General features: G+C 69.3%; 13 protein-coding genes. 3 read left to right on the forward strand and 10 right to left on the reverse strand.

The window, feature by feature from the left end:
- Nucleotides 1-24: 24 nt before the first annotated feature.
- The 3 genes from PQV94_RS08185 to PQV94_RS08195 are packed head-to-tail and all read left to right on the forward strand — an operon-like array spanning nucleotide 25 to nucleotide 5,098.
- On the forward strand, nucleotides 25-1,425 hold the full coding sequence (locus tag PQV94_RS08185; RefSeq protein ID WP_274285388.1) for an MFS transporter: 1,401 nt from the start codon (nucleotides 25-27) through the stop codon (nucleotides 1,423-1,425).
- Nucleotides 1,422-3,530: a molybdopterin oxidoreductase family protein gene (locus PQV94_RS08190; RefSeq protein WP_274285389.1), complete on the forward strand. Its 2,109-nt coding sequence runs from the start codon at nucleotides 1,422-1,424 to the stop codon at nucleotides 3,528-3,530. The genes PQV94_RS08185 and PQV94_RS08190 overlap by 4 nt, the downstream gene beginning before the upstream one ends.
- Entirely contained in the window at nucleotides 3,527-5,098 is a 1,572-nt protein-coding gene (locus PQV94_RS08195) for an FAD-dependent oxidoreductase (protein WP_274285390.1), read from the forward strand. The genes PQV94_RS08190 and PQV94_RS08195 overlap by 4 nt, the downstream gene beginning before the upstream one ends.
- A gap of 18 nt (nucleotides 5,099-5,116) precedes the next feature.
- On the opposite strand, the gene uvrB is transcribed toward PQV94_RS08195, so the two are convergent.
- The 10 genes from uvrB to PQV94_RS08245 all read right to left on the reverse strand — a co-directional run bounded on the left by uvrB (nucleotide 5,117) and on the right by PQV94_RS08245 (nucleotide 18,264).
- Nucleotides 5,117-7,183, reverse strand: a complete 2,067-nt coding sequence (gene uvrB / locus PQV94_RS08200) for an excinuclease ABC subunit UvrB (RefSeq protein ID WP_274285391.1) — start codon at nucleotides 7,181-7,183, stop codon at nucleotides 5,117-5,119.
- Nucleotides 7,184-7,220: 37 nt separating this feature from the next.
- Nucleotides 7,221-7,817, reverse strand: coding sequence for a dephospho-CoA kinase (gene coaE, locus PQV94_RS08205; protein WP_274285392.1), 597 nt, complete (start codon nucleotides 7,815-7,817; stop codon nucleotides 7,221-7,223).
- A 20-nt stretch (nucleotides 7,818-7,837) separates the two neighbouring features.
- Nucleotides 7,838-9,025, reverse strand: a complete 1,188-nt coding sequence (locus PQV94_RS08210) for a diguanylate cyclase (protein WP_274285393.1) — start codon at nucleotides 9,023-9,025, stop codon at nucleotides 7,838-7,840.
- Entirely contained in the window at nucleotides 9,022-10,740 is a 1,719-nt protein-coding gene (locus tag PQV94_RS08215) for an ATP-binding protein (protein WP_274285394.1), read from the reverse strand. Before PQV94_RS08215 ends, PQV94_RS08210 begins: the two co-directional genes overlap by 4 nt.
- Before the next feature lie 10 nt (nucleotides 10,741-10,750).
- The gene (locus PQV94_RS08220; protein WP_274285395.1) at nucleotides 10,751-11,962 is read right to left on the reverse strand and encodes a hypothetical protein; all 1,212 of its coding nucleotides are present in this window, start codon (nucleotides 11,960-11,962) and stop codon (nucleotides 10,751-10,753) included.
- Nucleotides 11,959-13,737, reverse strand: a complete 1,779-nt coding sequence (locus PQV94_RS08225; protein WP_274285396.1) for a sensor histidine kinase — start codon at nucleotides 13,735-13,737, stop codon at nucleotides 11,959-11,961. Before PQV94_RS08225 ends, PQV94_RS08220 begins: the two co-directional genes overlap by 4 nt.
- 103 nt (nucleotides 13,738-13,840) lie before the next feature.
- A complete protein-coding gene (locus tag PQV94_RS08230) occupies nucleotides 13,841-15,442 on the reverse strand; it encodes an MFS transporter (RefSeq protein WP_274285397.1) in 1,602 nt (533 codons plus the stop codon).
- An 84-nt stretch (nucleotides 15,443-15,526) separates the two neighbouring features.
- Nucleotides 15,527-16,984, reverse strand: a complete 1,458-nt coding sequence (gene rpsA / locus PQV94_RS08235) for a 30S ribosomal protein S1 (RefSeq protein WP_274285398.1) — start codon at nucleotides 16,982-16,984, stop codon at nucleotides 15,527-15,529.
- Between the two features lie 215 nt (nucleotides 16,985-17,199).
- Entirely contained in the window at nucleotides 17,200-17,862 is a 663-nt protein-coding gene (gene deoC, locus PQV94_RS08240) for a deoxyribose-phosphate aldolase (RefSeq protein WP_274285399.1), read from the reverse strand.
- 12 nt (nucleotides 17,863-17,874) lie between these two features.
- Nucleotides 17,875-18,264 carry a DUF3054 domain-containing protein gene (locus PQV94_RS08245; RefSeq protein WP_274285400.1) on the reverse strand — a complete coding sequence of 130 codons (390 nt, stop codon included), beginning with the start codon at nucleotides 18,262-18,264 and terminating at the stop codon, nucleotides 17,875-17,877.
- Nucleotides 18,265-18,397 lie beyond the last annotated feature (133 nt).

Genomic DNA, 18,397 nt, shown 5'->3' on the forward strand with positions numbered 1-18,397 from the left:
GCACCGCCGATTCCTGGAGAAGCCATGTCTGCTCTGATCACGACCGCGCCCTCGAACACCGCACCTGCCGCCCCCGAACTCGTCCACCGGCGGGGTCGATGGATCGACGGATGGGACCCTGAGAATCAGGCGCAGTGGAACGCCGTCGGGCGCCGGATCGCCGCTCGGAACCTCCGCTGGTCGATCTTCGCGGAGTTCCTCGGCTTCGTCGTCTGGCAGCTCTGGTCGATCGTGGTCGTATCGCTGCCGGCGGCCGGCTTCACCTTCGACACCGCGCAGACATTCTGGCTGATCTCCATCCCCAGCCTGGTCGGCGCCACCCTGCGCTTCCCGTACACCTTCATGGTGCCCAAGGTGGGCGGACGCAACTGGACCATCGTCTCCGCCGCACTCCTGCTGCTTCCCGCGATCGGCCTCGCCCTGTGCGTCGCGAATCCGGAAACACCCTTCGGCGTGATGCTCCTCGTGGCGGCACTGGCGGGCTTCGGCGGAGGCAACTTCGCGTCTTCCATGGCCAACATCACCTACTTCTACCCCCAGCGGGAGAAGGGCTGGGCGCTCGGGCTCAATGCCGCAGGGGGCAACCTCGGCGCCGCCGTCGCACAGCTGATCGTCCCGATCGTCGTGACGATCGGCGCCGGTGTCACGCTCCAGCTGCCGCTCGCCGGATGGGTGTGGGTGCCGCTCATTCTCATTGCTGTCGCCGGGGCCGCGCTGCGCATGGACAACCTCTCGCACGCGAAGGCCGACTTCGCCGCATCCGTTGCGGCCTTCCGTGAGCCGCATCTGTGGCTCCTCTCGTTCCTCTACCTCGGCACCTTCGGCTCCTTCATCGGCTTCGCCGGAGTGTTCCCGAAGCTCCTCGCCGACCAGTTCCCGGAGTTCTCCGGCATCCACCTCGGCGCGACGACGCTGCAGCTCGCCTTCCTGGGCGCACTCTGCGGATCACTCGCCCGACCCTACGGGGGCAGGCTCGCCGACCGCTTCGGCGGTGCGACGATCACCATGATCGCGTTCGGCGTCATGGCGGCCACGACGGTCACGCTCATCCTGACGCTTCCCTCGCTCGGTTTCTGGGGCTTCCTCGGCCTCTTTCTCGTCCTGTTCGCGACGAGCGGGATCGGCAACGGCTCGACGTACCGGATGATCCCCACCGTCTTCGCCTGGCGTGCGGGCGCCGCGGATGCCCACCGCAGCTCCGGCGACATCGGAACGCAGCGCAAGGCTGCCGCGGCGCTCGGCATCATCGCCGCCATCGGCGCGTACGGCGGCTTCCTGATCCCGCAGGCGCTCGGACTGTCCAAGTCGGCGACGGGCGGGTACGGCGCCGGCCTGTCGTGGTTCGTCGCGGCCTACGCCCTCATGCTCGCCGTCACCGCCGTCGTCTACGTGCGCGGCGGACGCCGATCCGGGACTCGCCTGTGACCGCGGATGCGGCGATCGCCGACACGCACTGCCCGTACTGCGCCCTCCAGTGCGCGATGCGGCTGACGCCTCAGCGAGACGGCGCGCGGGTGGACGCACGGGAGTTCCCGACCAACCGGGGCGGATTGTGCAAGAAGGGGTGGACCGCCGCCGAACTCCTCACTCGCGGCGACCGTCTCACCGCGCCGCTGCGCCGCAACGGCGACCGGTTCGAGGAGGTCGGGTGGGACGAAGCGCTGGACGAGGTCGCAGGGACCCTGCGGGCGTTGCGCCGCACGCACGGCGCGGATGCTGTCGGCGTGTTCGGCGGCGGCGGACTCACCAACGAGAAGGCCTATCAGCTCGGCAAGTTCGCCCGCGTCGCGCTGGGCACGAGCCGCATCGACTACAACGGCAGGTTCTGCATGTCCAGCGCCGCGGCCGCGGGCAACCGGGCCTTCGGGATCGACCGAGGACTCCCCTTCCCCGTTGCCGATCTCGATGAGGCCCACACCGTCCTCCTGCTCGGCTCGAACGTCGCGGCGACCATGCCCCCCTTCATCCGCCACCTCTCACGTGCCCGAGAACGCGGCGGACTCATCGTCGTCGACCCGCGCCGGTCCGAGACCGCACGACTGACCGACGAGGGCGGGGGCATCCACCTCCAACCCGCGCCCGGCACAGATCTCGTCCTCATCCTCGGGCTGATCCACATCGTCATCGCCGAGGGTCTCGCGGACGAGGGCTACATCGCGCAGCGCACCGTGGGCTTCGACGCCCTGCGCGTGAGCGCCAACGCCTGGTGGCCGGAACGCGTGCAGCAGGTGACCGGCGTCCCCGTGCCACTGCTGCGGAGCGTCGCACGCCGACTCGCCGAGACCGGAGGCACCTACATCCTGACCGGGCGCGGTGTGGAACAGCACGTCGACGGCACCGACACGGCGACGGCCGCCATCAATCTCGCACTGCTGCTGGGGCTGCCGGGCACGCCCGGCAACGGGTACGGCACGCTGACCGGCCAGGGCAACGGGCAGGGCGGCCGTGAGCACGGGCAGAAGTGCGACCAGCTGCCCGGCTACCGCAAGATCACCGATCCCGCTGCACGAGCCCATGTCGCACGGGTGTGGGGCGTGCCCGCGGACTCGCTCCCGGGCCCGGGCGTGCCGGCCCTCGAGCTGCTGGACCTGCTCGGTGACGAGGTGCACGCCCTCCTGGTGCACGGCTCGAACGTCGTCGTGTCCGCTCCCGACGCCGACAGCGTCACCCAGCGGCTCGGTCGCCTCCAACTGCTCGTGGTGTGCGACTTCTTCCTGTCGGAGACGGCGCAGCTCGCTGACGTCGTCCTGCCGGTGACCCAGTGGGCCGAGGAGGAGGGCACGATGACCTCACTCGAGGGCCGTGTGCTGCGTCGACGCCGAGCGCTCGCCGCCCCCGCGGGAGCGCGCAGCGAGCTCTGGATCATGAGCGAACTCGCCCGTCGCCTCGACGCGCCCGGAACCTGGTCCACCGACTCGGCCGAGGTGTTCGACGAGTTGGCCCTCGCGTCCGAGGGCGGCCCCGCCGACTACTCCGGCCTCAGCCACGAACTGCTGGACACAGGCCTCACGGCGCACTGGCCGTTTCCACGAGGCTCGCGCGGCACGCCCCGCCTCTTCGAAGAGCGCTTCGCCCATGACGACGGGCGCGCACGGCTGGTCGTCGTGCATCCTCGTCGGGAGCGTTCGGAACCGAGCGGTGCGGCAGACCTCACGCTCATCACGGGCCGCCTGCTCGAGCACTATCAGTCCGGTGCGCAGACCCGGCGCGTCCCGGAGCTGCTCGCCGCTCGCCCCGAGCTCACCGCACAGCTGCACCCCGCCACGGCGGTACGGCTGGGAGTATCGGACGGCGACCCGATCGAGCTGCGAAACACCCGAGGGGCCGTGCGAGCACGCGCCGAGGTGACCGCCGGCATCCGCCACGACACGGTCTTCCTCCCCTTCCACTACCCCGGCGACGCGCGAGCGAACCTCCTCACCGAGGCGGTGACCGACCCGATCTCGGCGATGCCGGAGTTCAAACGCACGCGGGTGAGCGTCCACGCTGCGAGCGACACGCCCGTCGTGGAGACGGCGGTGTCTCGATGATCCGCATCGTCGTGATCGGCTACGGCCCTGTCGCCGCGCGCTTCATCGAGGGGATGCTGCCGGCACTACGCGCCGGCGAGGTCTCGGTGACCGTGGTGGGCGCGGAGACGGAAGACGCGTACAACCGTGTGCTCGTCGCCGAGTACGCCGTCGGGCGCGCCGATCGTTCACGGCTCGACATCACCGACACCGCTGCGGCCATCGCGGCGGGTGCCGAGATCCATCTTGGTGAAGCCGCCGTGGCGATCGACCGCAACCTGCGCACCGTCCGCACCAGCGCGGGGCGACGCATCCCGTACGACCGGCTGGTGCTCGCGACGGGGGCGCGGGCCAACATCCCCACCCTTGCGGGAATGGAGCGCGCGCGACGCGAACGCACCGTTCGCGCAGAAGACCCTGCCGCCCTCGATGAGGGTGCGAGGCCGCTGCCCTCCGGTGTTCATGCCCTGCGGGATCTGAGCGACGCCACGAGCGTGCTCGCAACCGTGAGGGCCGGTGGCCGCATCGTCATCCTCGGCGCCGGCGTACTCGGCTTGGAGTTCGCCCTCGCCGCGCGTGAACAGGGCGCGCAGGTCGTCGTCGTGCACCACGGCGCTATCCCGATGCCCCGCAATCTCGATCTCGGCGGCGGACGGATCCTGGCGCGTGCGGCCCGGGACGCGGGGATCGAGATCGCTCCGCACTCGCGCGCCGAGAGCGTGTTGCTGCGCACCGACGAGAATGACCCGCATCCACGTTTCGACGCGCTCGTCTGCGCCGACGGGAAACAGATCGCGGGAGACCTGCTCCTGCTGTCGGTGGGCGTCACGGCTCGCACCGAGCTCGCCGCGGCCTCCGGGCTCGCCGTCGCGGCAGGCATCCTCGTGGACGGTGTGGGGCGCTCATGGAGCGATCCTGATGTCTTCGCGATCGGCGACTGCGCGCAGATCGCGGAACCTGCGGCCTACGCGGACCACGACCGCGTTCCGGGCGCGCCCTCCGGTCTCATCGGTCCCGGCTGGCGCCAGGCGGATGCGGTCGCCGACATGCTCTCCGGTCGCCCCGTTGCGACGACGAACGACCGCCCGAGCGTCGTCATGCTCAAGGCGGAGGGCGTCGACATCGTCGCCGGCGGCGATGTCTCCGCCGACCTGTGGGATGAAGGCGCGCACACCGATGGCTGCGTGGATGCGCCGCAGGTCACACAGTGGGCGGATCCGGCTCGCGGAACCTACGTGAAGATGGTCACACGCGCCGGCGTGCTCACGGGCTTCGTGGCCGTCGGCCTCCCCCGTACGGGTGCCGAGCTCACACTGCTGTTCGAGCGCGGGTCGGAGCTTCCCGCCGACCGGTCCGTGCTGCTCCGCCTGGACGCGGACGACGCCGGGGCATCCGTCTCCGCGGACCCGTTCGCCGCCGACGCGACCGTGTGCTGGTGCAACGGCGTGACCGCGGGCAGGATCGGCGAAGCCGTGTCGCAGGGTGCGGACTCGGTCGAGTGCGTCGCCGCCCGGACACGGGCCGGCACAGGATGCGGTGGCTGTCGGGGCCGTATCGCCGAGCTTCTCGCCCGAACGGCCGCCGTCTGAGCCCGCGGCGCTCCCCGATCAGGCGTGGCCCGCGCGCTCCATCGCGCGAAGCTCCTTCTTCAGGTCTTGGACTTCGTCACGCAGACGGGCGGCGAGCTCGAACTTCAGCTCGGACGCCGCCGCAAGCATTTGATCGGACAGGTCGGAGATCGTCGCCTCGAGCTGCGCCGCACCCTCTGCCGCGATGCCCTCACGGCGCAGGTTGGGCGTCGGTGACTTGCCTTTGCCCTTGGGGTCGCGAGAGAGCATCGCCTTCGTGTCGGCGCCCTCACGGATCAGGGCGTCGGTGATGTCGGCGATCTTCTTTCGCAGGGGCTGCGGATCGATGCCATGCGCCGTGTTGTACGCGATCTGCTTCTCGCGTCGCCGCTCGGTCTCATCGATCGCGTTGCGCATCGAATCGGTGATCTTGTCGGCGTACATGTGCACCTGCCCGGACACGTTGCGCGCCGCGCGCCCGATGGTCTGGATCAGCGATGTTCCACTGCGCAGGAAACCTTCTTTGTCGGCGTCGAGGATCGACACCAGAGAGACCTCCGGCAGGTCGAGGCCCTCGCGCAGCAGGTTGATGCCCACCAGCACGTCGTAGACGCCCGCGCGCAACTCGCTGAGCAGCTCCACGCGTCGCAGCGTGTCGACGTCGGAGTGCAGGTACCTGACGCGCACGCCGTGCTCACCGAGGAAGTCGGTGAGCTCTTCCGCCATCTTCTTGGTGAGAGTCGTCACCAGGACACGCTCATCGCGCTCCACCCGGAGTCGGATCTCTTCGAGAAGATCGTCGATCTGCCCCTTCGAGGGCTTGACCACGATCTCGGGATCGACGAGGCCGGTGGGACGGATGATCTGCTCCACCACGCCGTCGGCGATGCCCATCTCGTACCTACCGGGGGTAGCCGAGAGGTAGACCGTCTGGCCGATCCGGTTCTTGAACTCGTCCCACCTCAGCGGCCGGTTGTCCATGGCCGAGGGCAGCCGGAACCCGTGCTCGACGAGCGTGCGCTTACGCGACGCATCGCCCTCGTACATCGCCCCGATCTGCGGAACCGTCACGTGCGACTCGTCGATCACGAGGAGGAAGTCGTCCGGGAAGAAGTCGAGCAGGGTGTGCGGGGGCTCCCCCGGCGCGCGCCCGTCCATGTGCCGGGAGTAGTTCTCGATGCCGGAGCAGAATCCGAGCTGCTGCAGCATCTCGAGGTCGAAGGTCGTGCGCATGCGCAGCCGCTGGGCCTCCAGCAGCTTGCCCTGCGCCTCGAACTCTTTCAGCCGCTCGGCCAGCTCGGTCTCGATCGTGCCGATCGCCCGCTGCACCACGTCCGTTCCCGCAACGTAGTGCGAGGCGGGGAAGATCGGCACCGAGTCCATCCGCTCGACGATCTCTCCGGTCAGCGGATGCAGGGTGTACAGCGCTTCGATCTCGTCGCCGAAGAGCTCGATGCGGATGGCGTACTCCTCGTAGACCGGGATGATCTCGATCGTGTCGCCACGGACGCGGAAGTTGCCGCGCGAGAAGTCGACGTCGTTGCGGTTGTACTGCATCGCGATGAACTGCCGGATGAGTGCGTCTCGGTCGTATCGCTCCCCCACCTGCAGCGCCACCATGGCGCGCAGATACTCCTCAGGCGCACCGAGACCGTAGATGCAGGAGACCGTGGAGACCACAACGACGTCACGCCGGCTGAGCAGGGAGTTCGTCGTGGAGTGGCGCAGGCGCTCCACCTCGGCGTTGATCGACGAGTCCTTCTCGATGAACGTATCGGTCTGGGGGACGTACGCCTCGGGCTGGTAGTAGTCGTAGTACGACACGAAGTACTCGACCGCGTTGTGCGGCATGAGCGCGCGGAACTCGTTGGCGAGCTGCGCGGCGAGGGTCTTGTTGTGTGCGAGAACGAGCGTCGGACGCTGCACCTGCTCGATCAGCCAGGCGGTGGTGGCGGACTTTCCGGTGCCGGTGGCGCCCAGCAGCACGACATCGGTCTCGCCGGCGTTGATACGGGCGGCCAGGTCGGCGATCGCCGCCGGCTGGTCGCCGGAGGGCATGTACTCGCTGACGACCTCGAAGGGGCGAACGGAACGTGTGGTCTGCACCATTCCAGGGTAGGCGCGACCACGGACATCGGGGCGGTCAGCGGCGCAGCCGCTCCCACAGCTCGTCGGTCTGGGCGATGGTGTCAGCGAGGGAACCCGACGTATCGATCACCACGTCGGCGACGGCGAGGCGTGCGTCGTCGGAGACCTGGGCGGCGATCCGCGCGCGCGCATCCTGCTCGCTGGCGCCACGCAGCTCGACGAGCCGACGCTCGCGTTCGGCGGCCGGGGCGTGGGCCACGACGATCAGCTCCCACGGGTCGTCGACACGTGCTTCCACGAGCAGCGGCACGTCGTAGACCACCACCGCTGCGGGGTCTTCGGCGAAAGCGCGCTCGAAACGCTCGGTCGAGGCGGTCCGCACCGCCGGATGCACGATGGCGTTGAGGCGTTCGCGCGCGGCATCGTCGGAGAAGACGATCGCGCCCAATGCTGCGCGATCCAGAGATCCGTCGCTCCGGATGACCGCATCTCCGAACTCGGCAGCGATCCGCTCCAGCACGGCGGAGCCCGGCGACTGCACCTCACGGACGATGGCGTCGGCGTCGACGATGACCGCACCGTGCTCGGCGAGACGGCGCGCGATGGTCGACTTGCCGGACGCGATGCCGCCGGTGAGTGCGATGAGAGGCATGACTCGAGCATGCCACGGCGTCACGCCGGGTTCTCTTCCGCCTCCGATGCGCCGCCGAACAGCACGGACGACTCGACGCTCGTGGCGGAATCGATCGCTGCCAGGCGAGCGCTCTGCACCAGCGCATCCGGTCGGTAGCCGACGGTCTCGGTCAGCGCGACACCGACGCCGACGGAGGGGATGACCGCGCGCGTCACGGCGCCCAGTGACTCCAGGACACCGCGGTAGATCACCGCCGCCTGCCGCCTGGCCTCCGCCGCTGTCGCCGCGCGCGTCACGACGATGAGCGTGTCCGCTTCGTCCTCTCCGACGAGCGCGAACGACGGCGCATATCGACGCACGCTCTGACGCCAGTGGTGCAGCACGTCGCCGGCGACGTCCGCACCGAAGGCCGTTCGGATCTCGGGGAGATCCGCCATACGCACCGCGACCGTCGCGACCATCTCCCCGCGCCACCCCGCGCGCTCGACGACATCCGCCATCGCCGTCCGGAGCGTCGCCGCCAGCAGGATGCCGTCCGATGTGACGCCCCTGCTGCTCATCCACGCGAAGGAGCGCAGCTCGACCTGCGCCGCCCTCAGCACCGAGATGACGACGACCGCGACGACCGTCAGGATCACGGTGAAGAAGTTGGCAACGACCGAGCCGAACGCGTCGAGAAAGAGCGCGCTGCCCGGGCCTGCGACGACGAACACCACGCAGCGGGCGAGATAGAACGCCGCCATCACGAGGAAGACCACGGCGAGGACCGAGGCGGTGCCGAAGCGGCGCATCGGCGCGCGGAGCGTCTCGATGGCGGCCAAGGTAGAGAACACCACGAGGCCGATTCCCATCGTGAGCCATCCGGCCCAGTCACCGCCGTCCGGTCCCTCCACGACGACGGCCCCGGCCACCGTCAGGGCGCCGAGCACGGTGACCGCCGTCGCCGAGCCGATCCGTCGCTGGTTGAAGCTGCGAGAGCCCAGCCACATCACCGCCGTCGTCGTGACGAACAGCGCATTGCCCACCGCGATCGGCAACATCTCGCCGATTCCCGCGGCCCACATGCTGTACGCGACCGTCGTCGCCATCCCGCTCAGGAAGGCGATCGACCAGATGCGGCCGGGACCGTGGTCTCGGCGCAGGATCGTATCGATGATGAAGACGGCCCCGGCGACATTACCCACGAGAGCGGTGAACAACGACGCTGTGAACAGGTCGACGTTCATCGCGAGCTCCTCGTCTGTCCGTCCGGCGCGACGACCGAAGCCTCCGAACGTTCGTCGACCGGAAGCTGCACCATGAACGTCGACCCCAGTCCCCGGCTGGTTCGTACCGTGATGTCTCCCCCGTGGGCGCGAATGATGTCGCGGCTGATCGAGAGCCCCAGTCCCGTCCCCTCCACATCCGTCCGAGCGCGGAAGTAGCGCTCGAACAACCGTTCCAGATCGGCCTCGGCGATGCCGGTACCGGTGTCTCGGACGAGGATCCACGTCGAACTCCCGTCGGTGGTGCAGCCCAGGAAGATCGCGCCGCCGTCGCGGTTGTACTTCACGGCATTGCTGACGAGGTTGTCCAAGACCTGCCTCAGCCGCAGCGGATCGGCGAATGCACCGGCGGGCTCGATCCCGGCGGTATCGATCGTCAGTGCCCTCTCGGCCGCCCGAGGACGCCAGGCTTCCGCGGTCGCCGCCACCAGTTCAGCGACGTCGACGGGCTCGGGCGAGATGGTCATATCGACCGAGAGTCGCGATGAGCTGGATGCGGCGAGGATGTCGGCGACGATCTCCAGGAGCCGCTCGCCGTTGCGCGCCGCGATCTCCAGTGAGCGGCGCGCCTGCTCGGGGTCATCGAGCGTATCCATCGCGAGGTCGAGATACCCCAGTACCGAGGTCAACGGCGTACGCAGCTCGTGCGAGACGGACGCGACGAGGCGGTCGCGAGCGCGCAGCGCCGTCATCTCCGGGGTCACATCCCGTGCGATGAGCACGGCGCCCGCATCCGCACCCTCGGCATCGTGCATCCGGCGCACGGTGATGCTCATCGCATGGCGTCGTTCATCGGGATGACCGAACCACACCACCTGGTTCTCGAACACCTCGCCTTCCAGCGCCCGGAACAACGGCCGTTCCGCGCGGGGCAACGGCGTCACGCCGTCGGCACGGTACGCGTTCTCGATCTCCCGACTGCGCGCCCCGAAGCCGGGGATCGTGTTCTGGAACCGCCCCAGCGCCTCGTTGACCACCGACACCGTTCCGTCCGGTGCGATGCGCAGCACCCCGAAGTCGACGGCGTCGAGCACGTCGATGACGAGCTCCTCCTGACGCTGCGCGCGCTGCAGCGCACCGCTGAGCAACGCCGCCTGCTTGTCCAGCAGGTGCGCCTGCGCGCGCTGGCGACGAGACGAGATGAACGTGGTCGTCGCGACCGCGAGGACGGCGACGGGCAGCAGGAACGTGGTGTATCCCCACACGGTCGTTCCGGCTGTCACGACGATCACCGCGTAGGTGGCCGTGATGACGACGAACTGCACGACGTACCCGATCGCGCCCAGGGTCGCCAGCCACATCGCCGGGAACACCCAGACCAGGCCGAGCCCGCTCATGGGCTCGGCGACACGCATGACGGCGATGGCCGCGATATCGGCCAGGGGCAGCACGTAGACCAGCCAGCGAGGAAAGCGGGTCCAGGGAACCGCGAGCGTCGCCGCTCCCACGGCGAAGACGAGCACGACCCCGACGAGGAACAGGCTCTCGTTGCGCAGGCTGTGGGAGAAGATCCCCACGGTGGCCACCACCAGAACCAGCGCGCAGAGGATGAGCTGGTTCAGGACAGCGGTGCGCCCCCGCGCCGCGAACGCACGGGAAGCGCGTGATCCGGCGACGCTCGCGTGCAGGAATCCGCGTACGCCTCTCCCCCGAACGGGAGCAGCATCGCTGTGCATATCGTGGACACTATCGCTCCGTCGGCTCCCCCGGGAACGCGGGCGTCGCCAGCCCGCGCGGCTGCGCGAACACCACGGACGTCTCGTCGCTCTCGGACGCCTCGACCGCGGCGATCGTGGCTGCCTCCACGAGCACCTCCGGCCCGTAGCCGAGCGTCTGGCTGAGGGCGACGCCGACACCGACTCCGGGCACCACGATCCCCCGTGCATCCACGAAGCGCTCGATCACCCCGCGGTAGATCAGCCCCGCCTGGCGGCGCGCATCCGACGGGCTGGACGCGGTCGTGGCGACCAGGATGATCGTCCGGTCGTCCGTCGCCCCCACCGCGGCCACGGGCGACGCGAACTCCCGTACCGCCGAGCGCAGCACGCGGGTGGTGGCTTCGGCCACTTCCTGTCCGAAGGAGGCCGTGATCGCGCCGACGTCCTCCACGATCACGGCGATGACCACGACGAGCTCCGTGCGATGCGCGGCACGCCGGAGGATCCGCCGCAACATGGCGAGGAACGCGGACGCCGCGAGCACTTCGTCCTCCGCTGCCGCACCCGTCGCCTGCTGCTCGGTGACCAGCACGGCGCGAAGCATGAACAGGGTCAGCGAGGACACGGTGCCCAGCACCAGCACGACCAGGGCGAGGGAGACGGGGCCGAACCAAGCCGCGAAGACGGCGCTGTCCTCCCCCGCCGTCACCGTGACGACGGCGCGCATGACGTGGTAGGCGCCGAACAGGGTGGTCGAGCCGACGAAGACCCAGGTGCCGACGTGAGGTCGCGTCCGCGGACCGACGGCATGGATGATCGCTCCCACGCAGAGACCGGCGATGACCAGGCTGTACCAGAGCACACCCGTCTGTCCGCCCGCCGCCGGCTTCTCGACGACCGTGACGGCCGCGACGAGGAAGGCGAGGGAGACGACCATGAGCGCGGGGCCGGCGACCTCCTCACCGTTGTAGGCGCGAAAGCCCATCAGCACGCAACCGGCGGCGCCGACTGCCGCGGCGTTGCCGAGGGCGAGAGCCCACACGCTGGTCCACTCCGACGCGTCGAACAGGCCGATCACCACCGTGCACACGACGGCGATGATCTGCAGCAGGAAACCGATGCCCCACAGCTGCGCGCCGCCGCCGTAGCGTCGAGAGAGCGTGGTGGCGATATAGGTCACCGCGATGGTGACGACCGCGATCGCTGTGAGGATGCCCGCGGTGAGGGGATCGAGCGTCATGTGGCCTGGTCCCCTTCACGGCGCGAGGCGCCCGTTCCGGTGATCGTGACGATGGCATCCGGATCGTCCAGTGCCTCCGCGCTCGCCGGGAGCTGCACGCTGAAGGTCGATCCGACGCCGGCCGTACTGGTGACGACGATGTCGCCGCCGTGTGCGCGCACGAGCTCCCGGCTGATCGAAAGCCCCAGACCGGTCCCCGTCGACGTGTCGGCGACCCGGAAGAAGCGTTCGAAGAGCCTGCCGACGTCGCCCTCCGAGACGCCAACGCCGGTGTCGGTCACCGTGATGAGGGTCGTGATGCCGTCCGAGCTCGTGCTGAGCGTGACACGCCCGCCGTCGCGGTTGTACTTCACCGCGTTGCTGACGAGGTTGTCGATCACCTGCCGCATCCGGAGCGGATCGGCGTACGCCGGCGCCGCGCGCACGCCCGCCATGTCGATCGCGATCGCCCGCTCCGCCGCTGCGGGGGCCCAGGACTCGCCGCTCGCGCGCACCACGTCTGCGATGTCCACATCCTGTTGCGAGATGGTCAGGTCAGCCGACATCTCCGACGTGCTCGACGCCGTCAGGATGTCGGAGACGATCTCCAGCAGACGCGAGACATTCCGCTCGGCGACATCGAGGTAGCCGCGCGCGCGTTCGGGTACCTCCGGGTCGTCGACCGCGAGCTCGAGATAGCCGATGATCGAGGTGAGCGGCGTGCGCAGCTCATGCGAGACCGACGAGACCAGCGAGTCCCTCGCGCGCAACGCAGTGAGCTCTGCTGTCACGTCCCGCGAGACGATCACCGCGCCGTTGTCGGAACCGTCCACGGCCCTTGTGCGCCGCGCCGTCACGCTGAGGGCACGCCGGCGCGGTCCGTCTCCCCCGAACCACACGATCTGATTGTCGAACACCTCTCCGCGCGCCGCCCGCGCGAAGGGCGTGTCGCTCCGTTCCACGGGCGTGACCCCGTCGGCCGCGAAGGCCGCGTGCCCGCCGGCCGAGCCGGCCTCGGCCGAACGTGCGGCGCGCTGCAGCCGGGCGTGCGCCTCGTTCGACAGCGTCGTGGAGCCGTCGGCGGCGAGACGGATGACGCCGAAGTCGATGGTGTCCAAGACCTCGGCCAACAGCTCCTCCTGCTTCTGCGCGCGACGCAGCGTGCGAGCCATCGTGCGGGTCTGACGGGTGAAGAGCAGCCGCTGCGCCGTCATCTGACGCCCGAGGGCCAGGCTGATGGTGGCGACGACGACGATCATCAGCGGAAGGCTGAAGGTCACGTATCCGATGTCCTGGCGCGGATCGACGATCGCGGTCGTCACCAGGATGGTGGGAGCGACGATGATCCCGACCAGGTAGCCGCCGATGCCGAAGTAGATCGCGAGCCAGATAGCGGGGATGAAGAACAGGACACCGAACCCGCCGGTGGGCAGCGACTGGCGCAGCAGAGCGATGCCCAGCAGGTCGATGATCGGGACGGCGATGATCCACCACGCGGACACCCTCGCCCACGGCACCAGCAGCGCGACGCCGCCGGCCCCGAGCACGACGATCGCCCCCAACCAGAACAGGCCGAGATCGCCGGCGTAGCCCCACGGCACGGCGATGACGACGTAGACGAGCACGACCGCGGCGAGACTCAGCTGCAGAGTCGCGGTCGTCCGCGCCCGACCGGTGTCCAGGAAGGGCGGCAACGCGAAATGACGACCGAACGCGCGGATGCGGCGCAGGATGCGCCGGGAGTCGACGACATGCTCGGCGACGGGGTACGTGTCGCCGATGTCGTTGGTGCTCATGAGTCCGACGTTATCGCGCCCCGACGCCACACGCCGACGCATCCACCCGGGTGCGCGGGCCATCGACCGCTCTCGAGGCAGAGCGTCGCCGTCCCGTCGGGTGCTACGAGGATGGGCGATCGAGCGCGTCCGCTGCGGCGTACTCAGCGATCAGCGCATGCTCTCCGGTGCGCGAGGGCAGGAGCACACGCACGACGACGGCGCCGGAGACGATGGCGACCGCGCCGACCGCATAGGACCACAGGGCGCCGTCGACGAGGCTCTGCGTCGCGGCGGCCACGATATCGGCGCGGTACTGCGGGTACTGCTGCGCGACGTGCAGGGCGGAGCCGAAGGACGCCTGCAGAGCGGTCTGAACCTCCGTGGACACCTGCGACGCCGAGGGCGAGGCGGCGATGGCCCTGCCGAACGCGTCCGCGAAACCGCTCGCCAGAATGGCGCCCAGCAGCGCCTGCATGATCGATCCGCCGAGATCGCGCTGGAGATCGGAGGTCGCGGATGCCATGCCCACGCGTCGCACCGGCGTCGCGTCGGTGAGTGCCCGCGACGCCGGCGTCATCGCGAACCCGGCACCGACCCCGATCGTGAAGAAGCCCACCCCGATGAGCCAGTAGGGCGTGTGCTCGCGCCACAACAGCGTGGTCAGGAAGCCTGCGAACACGAAGGCGTAGCCGATCAGCATGGTGGTCCGGGAGCCGCGCGTCGTGACCATCCGCGCCGACACCGGCGCCGCGATGAGGAGTCCTGCCGCGGCCGGCACGACCGCCAGGCCCGCCTCGAGCGTGTCGTAGCCGAGGATGTTCTGCAAGAACTGCTGGCCGACGAACATCGCGCCCATCAATGATCCGAAGACCACCATGCCTGCGACCGCGGGCACCCAGAACATCCGCCGTCGGGCGATCGCGAGGTCGTACACGGGCGATGCGATGGTCCGCTGGCGCCACACGAAGCAGCCGAGCACCGCCACGGCGAGAATCAGACTGACGCCGCCCGCCGTGCGCTGCCCGGGTGCGGCGATGATCCCGACGCCGACCACGAGTGCGGCCACCCCGAGCACCGACAGGAGGCCCCCGATGTGATCGACGGGTTCTGTGGACTCCCGGATGTGGGCGGGCACCACCGCGAGGACCAGGACGAAGCCGACCGCGGCGATGGGAGCGGCCAGCAAGAACGCCGCCTGCCAATGGAACACCTCCAGCACCAGCCCGGCCGCCACCGCACCGAGCACGCCCGACATCGCGCTGACGCTGGACCACAGCGCGATCGCGCCCGTCCGCGCGGGGCCACTCGACCACAGGGCCGTGATCAACGACAACGTCGTCGGGTAGGCCATGCCGGCGGCCACGCCGGTGAAGACGCGGGCGGCGATGAGCCACTCGAGCGACGGGGCCGCCGCGGCCGCGAAGCTGGCCACGACGGTCAGCGCGAGCCCCAGCAGCAGCATCTGCTTACGCCCGTAGCGGTCTGCGAGTGCACCGAGGTACAGCACGGACATCGCGAGGCCGAGGGGGCACCCGAGCGCGACGAGGTTCAGGCCGGTCTGGCCGGCCGCGAAGTCGTCGCCGATCTCCGGCAGTGCGATGTTGGCCGCGGCGAGGTTGAGGTTGCACACCAGCGCCGCGAGTACCAACGCGGCGAGCACCACCCCCGGGCGCGACGGCACCACGCTCGCGTCATGGACGCCCTCGCGGCGCTCCGCCGTCATGCGCCCACACTAGCGGCGTCGACGGAACGAGAAGAGGGCCGGGATCCGAAGATCCCGGCCCTCTCTCATGAGGATGTCAGTCGATCAACGACCCGACAGCTTCTCGCGCAGAGCCGCGAGAGCCTCGTCGTCGGCGAGGGTGCCCGCGGGGCCCGACTCGCTCGAGTAGGAGGACGAGCCGCTGGCCTCGACGGTGCCGACGTTGTTGGCCTCCGCCTCCTGGGCCTTGATGACGGCAGCCTTGTGAGCTTCCCAGCGGCCCTGAGCAGCGGCGTACTCCTGCTCCCAGGCCTCGCGCTGTGCGTCGAAGCCTTCCTTCCAGGCGTTGGTCTCGGGATCGAAGCCCTCGGGGTACTTGTACTCGCCGTTCTCGTCGTACTCCGTCACCATGCCGTAGAGGGCCGGGTCGAACTCGGTGCCGTAGGGGTCGACCGACTCGTTCGCCTGCTTGAGCGAGAGCGAGATGCGACGACGCTCGAGGTCGATGTCGATGACCTTGACGAAGACCTCTTCGCCCACCGAGACGACCTGCTCGGCCAGCTCGACGTGCTTACCCGACAGCTCGGAGATGTGCACGAGGCCCTCGATGCCGTCCGCGACGCGCACGAACGCACCGAACGGGACGAGCTTGGTGACCTTACCGGGCGTGACCTGGCCGATGGCGTGGGTACGCGCGAAGACCTGCCACGGGTCCTCCTGGGTCGCCTTCAGCGACAGCGAGACACGCTCGCGGTCGAGGTCGACCTCGAGGATCTCGACCGTGACCTCCTGGCCCACCTCGACGACCTCGGAGGCGTGCTCGATGTGCTTCCAGGACAGCTCGGAGACGTGCACGAGGCCGTCCACGCCGCCCAGGTCGACGAAGGCACCGAAGTTGACGATCGACGAGACCGTGCCCTTGCGGACCTGACCCTTGTGCAGGTTGTTGAGGAAGTTGGAGCGCGACTCCGACTGCGTCTGCTCGAGCAGCGCGCGGCGCGACAGAACCACGTTGTTGCGGTTCTTGTCGAGTTCGAGGATCTTCGCCTCGAGCTCCTGGCCGAGGTACGGGGTGAGGTCGCGGACGCGGCGCAGCTCGATGAGCGATGCGGGCAGGAAGCCACGCAGGCCGATGTCGACGATGAGGCCACCCTTGACGACCTCGATCACCTGGCCGGTGACGACGCCGTCGTTCTCCTTGATCTTCTCCACGTCGCCCCACGCGCGCTCGTACTGCGCGCGCTTCTTGGACAGGATGAGGCGACCTTCCTTGTCCTCCTTCTGGAGAACAAGAGCCTCGACGTGGTCGCCGACGTTGACGACCTCGTTGGGGTCCACGTCGTGCTTGATGGAGAGCTCGCGCGAGGGGATGACGCCCTCGGTCTTGTACCCGACGTCGAGGAGGACCTCGTCGCGGTCGATCTTCACGACGGTGCCCTCGATGAGGTCGCCGTCGTTGAAGAACTTCAGGGTCTTCTCGACCGCGGCCAGGAAGTCCTCGGCAGATCCGATGTCGTTGATCGCGACCTGCTTGGTGGTCGGGGCGGTCGTTGCGGTAGTCATGTAGTGGGTAGTCCTTGTTGGATTGGGGTCTCAGGCTCCGAGCGCGCGCGTACGCGGCGAACGAAGCGGATTGTCTGGTGTCTTGTCACTCTGTGCGCACCGACAGGCGCGCCACACGAGTGACGATCAAGGCTATCAGAGCCGGGCACCACGATCCAGCGCTGCGAGCAGCGCCGTCACGCAGCGTCATCGATCCGCGGCGCCTGCCGCGCGACTCAGTACGTGCCCGATGCCGGGCTGCCTTCGACCACGGCACGCGTGCTCGAGAGACCGAGGCGCGTGGCGCCGGCGGCGATCATCGCCTCGGCGTCCTCCCGGGTGCGGATGCCACCCGATGCCTTCACCTCGAGGCGGTCGCCGACCGTCTGCTTCATGAGCTCCACCGCGTGCACGCTCGCGCCGCCCGAGGGATGGAATCCCGTGGACGTCTTGACGAAGTCCGCCCCCGCCCGCTCTGCCGCCTGCGAGACCGCCACGATGGCCTCATCGCTCAGCGCTGCCGACTCGATGATGACCTTGAGCACCACGGGCGACGGCGCTGCCTCGCGCACCGCGCGGATGTCGGACTCGACCGCGTCATAGCGACCTTCGATCGCCGCGCCCACATCGATCACCATGTCGATCTCGTCGGCTCCTTCGGATGCGGCCAACGCCGCCTCGGCCGCCTTGATCTGCGAGTGGTGCTTGCCGCTGGGGAAGCCCACGACCACGGCGAGCTTCAGGCCGTCCGGGAGATCCACGGGCAGGACCGAGGGAGACAGGCACACGCTGTAGGCGCCCAGCGCCGCGGCCTCCGCGATCGTCGCCGCGACATCCGCCGTCGTGGCTTCGGGCTTGAGCAGCGTGTGGTCGACGTATCGCGCGATGTTCTCGGTCATGCCTTCATGTTCTCATCCGTCGATGGCCGACGCCGCACGCCGGCGCGTGAGCCCCACCCACAGCGCGCGCCAACCGACCAGAAGTACTGCAAGGGTGACCGCCGCCACCACGATGAACGCGGGGGCTGCGCCCTGACCGACCAGCATCCGCAACAACATGCCCCCGGCGACGGTCACGGCCCACACAGGCACCCCTGTGCGCACCACCGCGAAAGGTCGTCGCCAACCGAGCGAGACACCCCAGCCGACGGCGAGTGCGACGACGAACGGCCATGCCGTGGCCAGAAGGCCTCCGAGCGGCGACTCGTCGTGACTCGCGCGACCGATCGCGCAGAAGACGACGACCAGCAGAAGGTCTGCAAGGACGGCGAACAGGATGCGTCGACGGGCACGACTGAGCACCTCTCCAGAGTACGGCGCCCGCTGCCGCGCGACGGCGTACAGTGGTCGGCGTGATTCGTGACATGCAGCCCACGGGGCGTCAGGGGGTCTCCGGCGCGCATCGCGCCGGCGACAGATGAGGGTCGAGTCCCCT

The organism is Microbacterium sp. Clip185, from assembly GCF_028743715.1.
GTDB lineage: Bacteria > Actinomycetota > Actinomycetes > Actinomycetales > Microbacteriaceae > Microbacterium.